We start from the raw sequence: 11,679 nt of genomic DNA on the forward strand, positions 1-11,679 counted from the left end.
GGCCGCGCGAACCATCAGCATGCGCCGCGCCAGGCGGCCTTCCTTGGTATCGGTCATACGGGGCGGTCCTCCGGTATCCGGTCGTTGCATTCTCGGCGGCGGCGGGGCGCCTGCACAAGCCTGTCGGCGGTGTCGATGCGAAAGGCTTCGGGATGGGCTTGCATTCATGTTCTGGTTTTGTTCTTATCGTCGCATGAGAACGCTCCACCCGATCGATCCCTCCCTGGCCATCCCGCCATTGCCGATGGTGGTGCGCGTGGCCCCGGTCATCCGCTTCGTGCCGGCCAAGGCACCACGCCACATCGCCCGCCGGGCGATGCGCGACTTCACGGGTTTCCTCGCCCTGGCCTGGGCGATGGCCGAACTCGCCCTCTGGGCGGGGGTCTGACGGGCGGGGCGCGCCCCGGCCTAGTTCAGGCTGCGCGGTTGCGCAGGATCGCCACGGCCTGACGGAACGCCTCCGCCATGCGTTCCGCCGGCATGGCGCCGGAGAACAGCAGGTGCCGGTCGAGCAGGAAGGACGGCACGCCGTTGATGCCGGCCTGCGACAGGGCACGGGATTCCGTCACGACCTCGCTCCGCGCCACCTCGCCGGCCAGGAAGAGGGCAATCGCCTCCTCGTCGAGCCCGGCCTCGGTGCCGAGTCGCGCCAGCACCGTCGGCTCGCCGATATCCGCGCCTTCCTGGAAATAGGCGCGGAAGACCCGGCCCATCACCGCATGCTGCAGGCCGGATGGGCGGGCGAGGCGGACCAGGCGATGGGCCTCCACCGTGTTCGGCGTGCGGAGCATCAGGTCGTGGCGGAAGGCCAGGCCAGCGATGCGCCCGGCATCGGCGACCTGCGCGTCCAACTCCGCCGAGCGCTCCAGCGAGCCGAACTTCTGCGCCCGATAGGCCGCGCGATCGATACCGGCCGCAGGCATGTCCGGATTCAACTGGTAGGGCAGCCAGCCGATCTCGAAGGTCAGCCCATCCTCGGCGAGCATCGCCAGCGCGCGGTCCAGATGCGCCTTGCCGATCCAGCACCACGGACAGATGGCGTCGGAGACGATTTCGAGCCGTCCGGCGGGCGCGGGGGCGGGTTCCATGGCGGGGTTCCTCGGGTCTTTCGTTCGATCCGAGGATGGGGGCGGTGCGGCGGTGGAACAAGCCTGCCCCTTGACCGCGTCCGGCTTGCGGGCATGGTCCGCCGCGATGACATCCATGACCTTCCCCGCCGCCCATCCCGCCCCCTGGCCGGAGGCCACGCCCGCCGCGCTCGGCTTCGATGCCGCGAAACTGGCCGAGGCCGTCGCCTTCGCCGAGGCGCATGAGATCGACTGGCCCTATGACCTCGCAGGCCATCTCGGGCGCGGCTTCTTCGAGCCGCCGCCGAACAACGAGATCCTCGGCCCTCTGTGGCCGCGCAGCGCCCCTGCGGGGCTGGTCACGCGCCATGGCGTGGTGGTGGCGCGCTGGGGCGACACGCGGGCGGTCAGCCAGACCTTCAGCGCGGCGAAATCCTATCTTTCCCTGCTGGCGGGCGTGGCGGTGGCCGATGGCCTGATCGCCGACATCGACCGCCCGGTGCGCGAGACGGTGGATGATGGCGGCTTCGACAGCGCGCAGAACGCGCCGATCACCTGGCGGATGCTGCTGACCAATACCTCGGAATGGGAAGGCACGCTGTTCGGCAAGGCGGATTCGATCGACCGCGGCCGGGACCTGGGTGCCGAGGGGCAGGGGAAGAAGGGCCAGCGCGCCCTGCAGCCTGCGGGGACCCATTGGGAATACAACGACATCCGGGTGAACCGGCTGTCGCTGGCGCTGCTGCGCCGCTTCGGCCGGCCGCTGCCGGAGGTGTTCGGCGAGCGCATCCTGGGCCCGATCGGGGCCTCCGCCGATTGGCGCTGGGATGGCTACCGCACCTCCTGGGTCGATCTTCCGGACGGGGGGCGCACGCAATCCGTGCCGGGCGGCACGCATTGGGGCGGCGGCATGTCGATCCATGCGGAAGACCAGGCGCGGATCGGGATGCTCGCGCTCAATCGCGGCCAGTGGGCGGGGCGGCAGGTGCTGCCGGAAGCCTGGTTCACGGCCTCGGTCACGCCCTGCGCGCTGAATGCGCAGTATGGCTTCCTGTGGTGGCTCAACACCGGGCGGGTGCGCTACCCGGCGGCCGCGCCGGATGCCTTCTTCGCCAGCGGGGCCGGCGGCAACCTGACCTGGGTGGACCCCAGCACCGGCATCGTCGCCGTGCTACGCTGGACCGCGAAGGACGGGGCGGCCGGCTTCGTCGAACGGGTGATGGGCGCGCTGCGCGCCTGATCGCCGCGGAGGGGCGTTGTCCCCTCCGCCGTCCTGATCCGGCGCAGTCCGACGGCATTTTGCTTGTTTTCCGGGCAATGCGCGCGTTGCCTGGGGGAATGCCGTCCCGCCCGCCGCATGCCCCACCGCGCCGTCCTGGTGGCACAGTGATTGCTGCCCTTGCACGGCTCGGTTGCCTCGCCGCAACCGGGTCCGGCAGGGAGCAGGGCGCGCGTCGCATGGCCACATCCGCGGAGATCGAGCTCGTCGCCCTGACGAAGCGCTACGGCGCGGTCACGGCGGTGGATGGCATCGGGCTGCGCATTCCCGCCGGCACCTATTGCTGCCTGCTCGGCCCGTCCGGCTGCGGCAAGACCTCCACCCTGCGCATGATCGCGGGGCATGAGACCGCCACCGAGGGCGACATCCTGCTCGGCGCGGAGAACATCACCGACCTGCCCCCGGCGCGTCGCGGCACGGCGATGATGTTCCAGTCCTATGCGCTGTTCCCGCATCTCTCCTGCCTCGACAACGTCGCCTTCAGCCTGAAGATGCGCGGCGTCAGCAGGACGGAACGGCGCACGCGCGCGGCCGAAATGCTCGCCCGCGTCGAGATGACGTCCTACGCCGACCGCCTGCCGGCGCAATTGTCGGGCGGGCAGCAGCAGCGTGTGGCACTCGCCCGCGCGCTGATCACCGATCCGTCCGTGCTGCTGCTGGATGAACCGCTTTCCGCGCTTGACCCCTTCCTGCGCGTCCGCATGCGGGAGGAGCTGAAGTCGCTGCAGACGCGGCTCGGCATCTCCTTCATCCATGTGACGCACAGCCAGGACGAGGCGATGGCGCTCGCCGACCTGGTGGTGGTGATGAATCACGGCCGCATCGAACAGGCCGCGACGGCGCGCGAGGTCTTCAACCACCCCGCCACCGCCTTCGTCGCGCGCTTCATCGGCGGGCACAATGTGATCGCGCTGGCTTCGGGCGGCGGCGCCCTCGGCAATGGCGTGGCGGTCCCGGCGTTGCCGGCGGCCGCGCGCCATGTGGCCGTGCGCGCCGACCGGATGGTGCTGGCAAGGCCGGGTGCTGCGCTGCCGCTGCTCGGCACGGTGCGCTCGGTCGAATATCTCGGTGCCACCGTCGCGGTGGGGCTCGCGGTGGACGGGCTCGACCCGCTGTCGGCCGTGCTGCCGGAAGCCGCCTTCTTCGCCGACCCGGTGCATCCGGGTGAAAGCGTCGCCCTCGGCTGGAAGGCCGAGGACATGCACGGGATCGTGTGACACCCACGCGACGGCCACGCGCCGCCGCGACCAACCGAAGGGAGACTGCCATGGTCGAGACGCAGAGGAAGGGCATCGCGCGGCGCAGGTTGCTGGCCGCCGCCGCCGGAGGTGCGATCGGGTCCGGGGCCGTGACCGGCTTCCCGACCATCTGGGCGCAGAACATCCGCAACGTGGTGCTGCGCCAGTTCGGCACCGGCGTGTCGAACCAGAACGCCATCGCCGAGAAGTGCAAGGAAGACCTCGGCATCACGCTGCAGATGACCGCGCTCGATTCCGACGCGGTGACGCAGCGCGCGGTGACGCAGCCGAATTCCTACGACGTCGCCGACATCGAATACTGGATCTGCAAGAAGGTGTTTCCCGCCGGCGTCCTGCAGCCGATGGACACATCGAAGATCCGGCTGTTCGACAAGATCGTGCCGATCTTCACCACCGGGAAGTTGCGCCCGGACAGCGTCATCGCCCAGGGCACGGCGCCGAGCACCGTCAGTTTCGTGGAAGGCCCCACCGGCACGCGCTTCAGCGCGACGCCGACCCAGTGGTACACGATGATCCCGACGATCTACAACGCGGACACGCTCGGCATCCGCCCCGACCTCGTGGGCCGGCCGATCACCAACTGGAAGGACATCATGGACCCCGCCTTCCGGGGCAGGGCATCCATCCTGAACATCCCGTCCATCGGCATCATGGATGCGGCGATGATCTGCGAGAGCGCGGGTGTGCTCCGCTATGGCGACAAGGGCAACATGACCCGTGCGGAGATCGACAAGACCATCGACTTCCTGATCGCTGCCAAGCGCTCCGGCCAGTTCCGCGCCTTCTGGAAGACCTTCGACGAGAGCGTGAACCTGATGGCCTCGGGCGAGGTCGTCATCCAATCCATGTGGTCGCCGGCGGTGACCGCGGTGCGGTCGCGCGGCATTCCCTGCGTCTATCAGCCGCTCGCCGACGGCTATCGCGCCTGGGGCGGCGGGCTGGCGCTCGCGAAGCATCTGCGCGGGCTGCAGCTCGATGCCGCCTATGAGTATGTGAACTGGTATCTGTCGGGCTGGGTCGGCGCCTACCTCAACCGGCAGGGCTACTACTCGGCGGTGCTGGAGACCGCGCGCCAGCATATGTCCGCCGATGAATGGGGCTACTGGATGGAAGGCAAGCCGGCCCAGGGCGAGATCAAGAACCCGCAGGGCCAGGTGATGGAACGCGCCGGCGCGGTGCGCGACGGCGGGTCCTTCGAGCAGCGCATGGGGGCCGTCGCCTGCTGGAACGCGGTGATGGATGAGGACCGCTACATGGTCCAGAAGTGGAATCAATTTATCGCATCGTGATGCCGGTGGTGACTGCCGGAACGGAGGGGGCGCCGCCCCCTCCGGGCCTCCCCCGCCAAATGACAGTGTCATTTGGAATGCCGTTTTTTGGCGCTGATCCTGCCCAGGGCGCAGGGCGCCAGTTGATGGCATTCCAAAGTGCACTGCACTTTGGTGGGGTGGTTTGGAGGGGCAAAGCCCCTCCAAGGACGCGCCCATGACACGCCGCTGGTCCGGCGTGCTGCTCGCCTCACCGCTCGCGCTGATCCTCGCCGCCTTCCTGATCGTGCCGATCGGGACGATCATCGTCGTCTCCTTCTTCGACTACGACAGCGTGCGCATGTTCCCCGCCTTCGTCTGGACCAACTACGAGGAACTGCTGCTCTCGCCGATCACCTGGAAGACCTATCTCCAGACGCTGAAATTCGCCGCCATCACCTGGGCGCTGTGCCTCGCGATCGGCTTCACCGTGGCCTATTTCCTCGCCTTCCACGTGGCGTCGCCGATGATGCAGACGGTGCTGTTCCTGGTCTGCACCATCCCGTTCTGGACCTCCAACGTCATCCGCATGATCTCCTGGATCCCCTTCCTGGGCAGGAACGGCCTGCTCAACCAGGCGCTGCTGTCGGTGGGCGCGATCGACCAGCCGCTGGAGTTCCTGTTGTTCTCGGACTTCGCGGTGGTGCTGGCCTATGTGCACCTCTACGCGTTGTTCATGGTGGTCCCGATCTTCAATTCCATGGTCCGCATCGACCGGTCGCTGGTGGAAGCGGCGCGCGATGCGGGTGCCAGCGAATGGCAGGTGCTGCGCAACGTCGTCATCCCGCTCGCGCGCCCGGGCATCGCCATCGGATCGATCCTCGTCGTCGCTGTTGTGATGGGGGATTTCGTGACGGTGCGGCTGATGAGCGGCGGTCAATCCGCCTCGGTCGGGCTGATGATGGTCAACGCCATGTCGCTGCTGCAATACCCGGCGGCGGCGGCCAACGCCGTCGTGTTGCTGGTCGTCGTGCTGCTGATGATTGCGGCCATGCTGCGCGTCGTCGACATCCGGAAGGAGCTGTAGATGCGCGGCGAACGCTCGCGTGCCTTCTGGCCGCTTGCCGCCTTCTTCGGCCTGTTCGTGCTGTTTCTCTATGGCCCGACCATCACCATCGTCGTGCTGTCCTTCCAAGGGCCGGAAGGCGGGCTGACCTTCCCGATGCGCGGCGTCTCGACGCACTGGTTTCGCAACCTGTTCGAGACGCAGATGGTCGGCGATTTCGGCGGGTCCTTCACGCGCTCGATGATCCTCGGCCTGATCGTGACCGTCATCACCGTGATCGCCTCCTTCATGGCGGGCCTCGCCTTCCGCCGGCGCTTTCCCGGATCGACGGCACTGTTCTACCTGGCGGTGGCAAGCCTCATCGTGCCCTCGGTGCTCGTCTCGCTCGGCATCGGGCTGATGTTCCGGCTGATGGGGGTGGATGCGGCCTGGTGGTCCTCGGGTCTCGGGGCGCATCTGACATGGACGCTGCCCTTCGGCCTGCTGATCATGTTCGCCGTCTTCAACCGCTTCTCCCCGGCCTATGAGGAAGCGGCGCGCGACCTCGGCGCCACACCCTGGCAGACCATCCGGCACGTGGTGGTGCCGATCCTGCTGCCGTCGCTGATCGGCGTCGGGCTGTTCGGCTTCACCTTGTCCTATGACGAATTCGCCCGCAGCCTGTACACCGCCGGCACCTTCAACACCTTGCCGCTCGAGATCTACGGCATGACCACCAATGTCACGACGCCGGTGCTCTTCGCGCTGGGCACGGTGACGACCGGCGTGTCCTTCCTGGTCATCGGCGCCGCCCTGGGCGGGATGCTGCTACTGCGCCGCCGGCGCGAGGGGCGTTGAACCGCCCGTTGCGCCGCACCCCCTGCTCGGGCCAGCATCACGGGGCAGGGGGAAAGGGCCCATGGCGGAGATCGGAATCGTCGGCCTCGGGCGCATGGGCGCCAATATCGCGCGGCGCCTGATGCGCGCCGGGCATCGCTGCGTGGTCTGGGACCAGGATGGGGCGGCCATCGCCGGCGTCGCGGCGGATGGCGCGGTGCCGGCCGCCGACCTCGCCGGCCTTGTCGCTGGCCTGGCCGCGCCGCGCGCCGTCTGGGTCATGCTGCCGCATGGCGAACCGACCGAACACGCCATCGCCGCGCTGGGCGACCTGCTGGTCCCCGGGGACATCGCCATCGATGGCGGCAACACTCATTGGAAGGACGATGTCCGCCGCGCCGAGGAATTCCGCCCGGACGGCATCCACTATCTCGATATCGGCACCTCCGGCGGCGTCTGGGGGTTGGAGCGCGGCTATTGCCTGATGATCGGCGGCGATGCCGAGCCGGTCGCGCGCCTCGCGCCGATCTTCGACGCGCTCGCGCCTGGCCGTGGCGACATCCCCGCAACGCCGCGCCGCGACGGCCGCGCGGAGAACGTCGAGCGCGGCTGGCTGCATTGCGGCGGCCATGGCGCCGGGCATCTCGTGAAGATGGTCCATAATGGCATCGAATACGGGATGATGCAGGCGCTGGCCGAGGGCCTCGACCTGCTGCGCGCCGCTGACAGCCCGGCCTTGCCGGAGGACCATCGCCTCACCATCGATCTCGCCGATGTGACCGAGGTCTGGCGGCGCGGCTCGGTCATCACCTCCTGGCTGCTCGACCTGACGGCGTCGGCACTCGCCGAGGACCCCGCCCTGGCGAAATACGCCGGTACCGTCGGCGATTCCGGGGAGGGCCGCTGGACCGTGCAGCAGGCCGTCGAGACCGCCGTGCCGACGCCGGTGCTGACCGCCGCGCTCTATGCGCGCTTCGCTTCCCGCGACGAGGCGCGCTTTGCCGGCAAGGCGCTGTCGGCCATGCGCGCCGGCTTCGGCGGGCATCTGGAACCGAAGAAGGCATGACCCCTGCCGCCATCGTGGTGATGGGCGTGTCCGGCTGCGGCAAATCCACGATCGGCCGGTTGCTGGCCGACGCACTCGGCTGGGTGTTCGAGGATGGCGACACCTTCCATCCGCCATCCAACGTCGCGAAGATGTCTGCCGGCACGCCGCTGACTGATGGGGATCGTTGGCCCTGGCTCGGCGCCATCGCCGCGCGCATCGCAATGGCACGGACGGCGGGCACGCCGGTGATCATCGGCTGCTCCGCGCTGAAGCGCGTCTATCGTGACGTGTTGCGCGACGGGCAAGCGGATATCCGCTTCCTGCACCTGACCGGCACGCCGGAACTCATCATGGCGCGCCAGGCCGCGCGGGTCGGCCATTTCATGCCGGTCTCACTGCTCGCTAGCCAGTTCGCCACGTTGGAACCGCCGGATACCGAGGTGGATGTGATCGACCTCGAGGTTGATCCCGAACCGCCCGCGATCGTCGCCCGCGCGATCGCCGCATTGCGCCGCCGCGGCGACCTTTCGTGATCAGCGACGGCGCGGCAGCCGGCGTCCTCGGCGTTACTCCGCCGCCATCGCCAGGCCCGGCACCGGGGCGTGAGTAATGGCGCTCATCCGTTCCCGCACGTCGAAGATGCGGATCTGCAGATCGGTGATGTCGGGATTGGCCTTCATCCGCGCGACGATCGGGCCGTTCACATAGGCCTCGGCCGAGGCCCGGCTGTCGAACAGGTAGATGCCGCCGGCGCGGCGCTCCTCCTCCCCGTCCAGCCAGATCTTCCATTGCAGCCCCGGCACGGCGAGGAACTGCTTCGCACGGTCGTCCGTGTAGCGCGCTTCCCATTCTGCCTTGGGCATTTCCGGGCGCGTGTAGTTGACCTGGACGATCATCATGGTGCGGTTCCTCCTGGGGTCGTTGCGCGGAGTCTGCGCCCCCGGGCAGGCCGGCGCAACAGGCGGAAGGCGCCGGCGCGCCGATCCTGCGATGACAGGGGCCGGAACGGAGACACGCCATGCCAAGCATCCCCCTCGATCTGCGCGGAACGCCCTTCCAGCGCGCTGTCTGGACCGCGCTGCGCGAGATCCCGCCCGGCCGGACGGAAACCTACAGCCAGGTCGCCGCCCGCATCGGCCGGCCCGGCGCGGCACGCGCGGTGGCGCGGGCCTGCGCGGCCAATCCGGTCGCGCTGCTGGTGCCCTGCCACCGCGTCGTGCCGGCTGCCGGCGGCAGCGGAGGCTGGCGCTGGGGTGCTGCGCGCAAGCGGGCGCTGCTGGCGCGGGAGGGCACGCTGTGATCGCGGCACTCGACTGGGCGCGGATCGGCGCGGAACTGGACGCCTTCGGCTGTGCCACCACCGGCCCGCTGCTGGATGCCGCGGCCTGTGCGGAACTCGCCGCGCTGTATGACCACGAAGACGGCTTTCGCAGCCGCATCGTCATGGCTCGTCACGGCTTCGGGCGTGGCGAGTACAAATACTTCGCCAACCCCTTGCCCGACCCCGTCGCCGCGCTGCGCATGGGTTTCTGGCCGCACCTCGCCCCGATCGCCAATCGCTGGAACGAGGCGATGGGCCTCGCACCGCGCTTCCCGTCCGACCACGCGGCCTTCCTCGCGCGCTGCCATGACGCGGGGCAGACGCGCCCGACGCCATTGCTGCTGCGCTACGGCGCCGGCGACTACAACTGCCTGCACCAGGACCTGTACGGCGAGCATGTCTTCCCGCTGCAGGTGGCGGTGCTGCTCTCGGCACCCGGGCGCGACTTCACCGGTGGGGAGTTCGTCCTGACCGAACAGCGCCCGCGCATGCAGTCGCGTGCCGAGGTGGTGCCGCTCATCCAGGGCGAAGGCGTGATCTTCGCCGTGCATCACCGCCCCGTGCAGGGCACGCGCGGCACCTATCGCGTGAACCTCCGCCACGGCGTCAGCCGCATCCGCAGCGGCCGGCGGCACACGCTCGGCGTCATCTTCCACGATGCGGCGTGATCAACCCTCGATCGCCTGGTAGGTCAGCATATTGATCAGTCTGCGGTAGCGCAGCCGCATCTCGCCCGGTGCATGCGCCATCAGCACCACGGCCAGCCGTTCCGCCGGGTCCACCCAGAAGTAGGTGCCGAACACCCCCGACCAGCCGAAGGCGCCCGGCGCACCCATGAAGGCCGACCCGCCGGGGTTCCTGCGCACCGCGACGGTCAACCCGAAGCCATAGCCCTTGAGGCCGGGATCCATCCGGTCCGGCCCGCCCTCGATGCCCTGCAGGTGGTCCGAGCCCATCCAGCGCACCGTCGCGGGCGACAGCACGCGCTCGCCGCCGAGCGTGCCACCCGCGCGCAGCATCTCCGCAAACCGCAGGTAGTCCGCGGCGGTGGAGACCAGCCCGGCGCCGCCCACTTCCAGCTTTGGCGGCGCAAGCGGCGCGGCGACGGATTGCGGATTGCCGGTCAATGGGCAGTTCGGCAGCGCCTTGGCGAAGCGCGCCGCGCCGCCCTCGGGCAGCACATAGCCGGTCTCGTTCATGCCGAGCGGGGCGAAGATGCGATCCCGCATGACGGTGCCGAGGGAGGCACCGCCCACGGCCTGGGTCACCAGGCCGAGCACATCGGTCGAGAAGCCGTATTCCCAGGCCTCGCCCGGATGGTGGCGCAGTGGCGTCGCAGCCAGCGCCTTCGCCAGGCTCTGCGGGTCGTGCTCCTTCGCGACGGTCAGCGAGGAGCCAGGATGCGCCGCATGCACCGCCGTCGCGCCGAAGCCGCCATAGACGAAGCCGGTGGTGTGGCGCGCCGCGTCCTGCACGGTCATCGGCCGACGCTGCGGCTCGGTCTCGATCGGGCCTTCGCCGGACAGCATGCCCGGTGTCGGCTTCGCCACCTGCATCGTCATCAGCGGCGGCACATAGGCACCGACCGGGTCGGACAGCAGCAGCCGGCCTTCCTCGACCAACGACAGGGCGGCGACACCGCACCCCGGCTTGGTCATGGACGCGATGGCGAACATCGCATCCGCGCGCATTGGCACCTTCGCCGCGGCATCGAGATATCCGACGGCCTCGAGATGCACGAGGCGGCCGCCGCGCGCGATCGCCACCACGCCGCCGGGGAAGCGGCCTTCCGCCACCTCGCGTTCCAGCGCCGGGCGGATGCGGGCGAGCCGTGCGGAGGACATGCCCACCGCCTCCGGCCGCGCCGCGGGAATGGTGGGGATCTCGGCCTGGATGATGCCCTGGTTGGTGGTCATGCGCCGTCTCCCGCATAGGGGTTGGAGCGCCGTTCGGCGCCGAAGGTGGAACCCGGCCCGTGGCCGCAGATGAACTGGATGTCGTCGCCGAGCGGGAACAGCTTCTCCCGGATCGCCGAGATCAGCGCCGCATGGTCGCCATAGGGGAAATCCGTCCGCCCGACCGAACCCTGGAACAGCACGTCGCCCACCAGCGCGAAGCCGAGCGCGGTGGAGACGAACACCAGATGTCCCGGCGTGTGCCCAGGGCAGTGCAGCACGGCGAATTCCTGCCCGGCGATATCGACGGTCTCGCCTTCCTCCAGCCAGCGATCGGGCGTGACCGGGCGGCAGTCCATCCCGTATTTCGCGCCCTGCGCCGGCAGCCCGTCGAGCAGGAAGGCATCGGCGCGGTGTGGGCCTTCGATCGGCACGGCGAGCGCCTCGGCCAGTTCCGCCGCTGCGCCGGCGTGGTCGAGATGTCCATGCGTCAGCAGGATGCGCTGCACCTTGATGCCGGCCTGCTGGATCGCCTCCTGGATGCGGTCGGCATCGCCGCCGGGATCGACGACGACGCCTTCCTTCGTCTCGTCATCCCATACCAGGGTGCAGTTCTGCTGGAAGGGGGTGACCGGGATGATGGCGGCGGCAATGCTCATGGCCTGACCTTGGCGTGGCGGG

14 protein-coding genes are annotated in these 11,679 nt (G+C 69.3%); 10 read left to right on the forward strand and 4 right to left on the reverse strand.

Annotated features, from left to right (window positions below):
• Positions 1–193: 193 nt before the first annotated feature.
• A complete protein-coding gene (locus AC2YHJ_RS26090; RefSeq protein ID WP_487399113.1) occupies positions 194–388 on the forward strand; it encodes a hypothetical protein in 195 nt (64 codons plus the stop codon).
• Positions 389–413: 25 nt separating this feature from the next.
• On the opposite strand, the gene AC2YHJ_RS26095 is transcribed toward AC2YHJ_RS26090, so the two are convergent.
• Positions 414–1,088: a DsbA family oxidoreductase gene (locus AC2YHJ_RS26095; RefSeq protein ID WP_487399114.1), complete on the reverse strand. Its 675-nt coding sequence runs from the start codon at positions 1,086–1,088 to the stop codon at positions 414–416.
• 115 nt (positions 1,089–1,203) lie between these two features.
• Here AC2YHJ_RS26095 and AC2YHJ_RS26100 point away from each other — a divergent pair, with 115 nt between their 5' ends.
• The 7 genes from AC2YHJ_RS26100 (at position 1,204) to AC2YHJ_RS26130 (ending at position 8,315) form a co-directional block, all read left to right on the forward strand.
• Positions 1,204–2,307 carry a serine hydrolase domain-containing protein gene (locus AC2YHJ_RS26100; protein ID WP_487399115.1) on the forward strand — a complete coding sequence of 368 codons (1,104 nt, stop codon included), beginning with the start codon at positions 1,204–1,206 and terminating at the stop codon, positions 2,305–2,307.
• Between the two features lie 218 nt (positions 2,308–2,525).
• Entirely contained in the window at positions 2,526–3,563 is a 1,038-nt protein-coding gene (locus AC2YHJ_RS26105; protein ID WP_487399116.1) for an ABC transporter ATP-binding protein, read from the forward strand.
• 50 nt (positions 3,564–3,613) lie between these two features.
• The gene (locus AC2YHJ_RS26110; protein ID WP_487399117.1) at positions 3,614–4,894 is read left to right on the forward strand and encodes an ABC transporter substrate-binding protein; all 1,281 of its coding nucleotides are present in this window, start codon (positions 3,614–3,616) and stop codon (positions 4,892–4,894) included.
• A gap of 196 nt (positions 4,895–5,090) precedes the next feature.
• Complete coding sequence (locus AC2YHJ_RS26115) at positions 5,091–5,939, forward strand: ABC transporter permease (RefSeq protein WP_487399118.1); 849 nt, start codon at positions 5,091–5,093, stop codon at positions 5,937–5,939.
• Positions 5,940–6,755, forward strand: a complete 816-nt coding sequence (locus tag AC2YHJ_RS26120) for an ABC transporter permease (RefSeq protein WP_487399119.1) — start codon at positions 5,940–5,942, stop codon at positions 6,753–6,755. It abuts the gene before it with no gap.
• Positions 6,756–6,816: 61 nt separating this feature from the next.
• A complete protein-coding gene (gene gnd, locus AC2YHJ_RS26125; RefSeq protein WP_487399120.1) occupies positions 6,817–7,800 on the forward strand; it encodes a phosphogluconate dehydrogenase (NAD(+)-dependent, decarboxylating) in 984 nt (327 codons plus the stop codon).
• Complete coding sequence (locus AC2YHJ_RS26130) at positions 7,797–8,315, forward strand: gluconokinase (protein ID WP_487399121.1); 519 nt, start codon at positions 7,797–7,799, stop codon at positions 8,313–8,315. The genes gnd and AC2YHJ_RS26130 overlap by 4 nt, the downstream gene beginning before the upstream one ends.
• 33 nt (positions 8,316–8,348) lie before the next feature.
• Here the strand turns inward: AC2YHJ_RS26130 and AC2YHJ_RS26135 are convergent, their stop codons facing one another.
• Positions 8,349–8,681: a YdhR family protein gene (locus AC2YHJ_RS26135; protein ID WP_487399122.1), complete on the reverse strand. Its 333-nt coding sequence runs from the start codon at positions 8,679–8,681 to the stop codon at positions 8,349–8,351.
• A 119-nt stretch (positions 8,682–8,800) separates the two neighbouring features.
• Here AC2YHJ_RS26135 and AC2YHJ_RS26140 point away from each other — a divergent pair, with 119 nt between their 5' ends.
• Both AC2YHJ_RS26140 and AC2YHJ_RS26145 read left to right on the forward strand, forming a co-directional pair.
• Positions 8,801–9,082, forward strand: a complete 282-nt coding sequence (locus tag AC2YHJ_RS26140) for a methylated-DNA--[protein]-cysteine S-methyltransferase (RefSeq protein WP_487399123.1) — start codon at positions 8,801–8,803, stop codon at positions 9,080–9,082.
• Positions 9,079–9,771 (forward strand): 2OG-Fe(II) oxygenase, encoded by a 693-nt coding sequence (locus AC2YHJ_RS26145; RefSeq protein ID WP_487399124.1) that lies wholly within the window; start codon positions 9,079–9,081, stop codon positions 9,769–9,771. The genes AC2YHJ_RS26140 and AC2YHJ_RS26145 overlap by 4 nt, the downstream gene beginning before the upstream one ends.
• On the opposite strand, the gene AC2YHJ_RS26150 is transcribed toward AC2YHJ_RS26145, so the two are convergent.
• A complete protein-coding gene (locus tag AC2YHJ_RS26150; protein WP_487399125.1) occupies positions 9,772–11,019 on the reverse strand; it encodes a serine hydrolase domain-containing protein in 1,248 nt (415 codons plus the stop codon).
• The gene (locus AC2YHJ_RS26155; protein WP_487399126.1) at positions 11,016–11,657 is read right to left on the reverse strand and encodes an MBL fold metallo-hydrolase; all 642 of its coding nucleotides are present in this window, start codon (positions 11,655–11,657) and stop codon (positions 11,016–11,018) included. Before AC2YHJ_RS26155 ends, AC2YHJ_RS26150 begins: the two co-directional genes overlap by 4 nt.
• Positions 11,658–11,679: the final 22 nt, after the last annotated feature.

The sequence above is a fragment of the Roseomonas sp. SRI_022 genome (genome assembly GCF_057586215.1).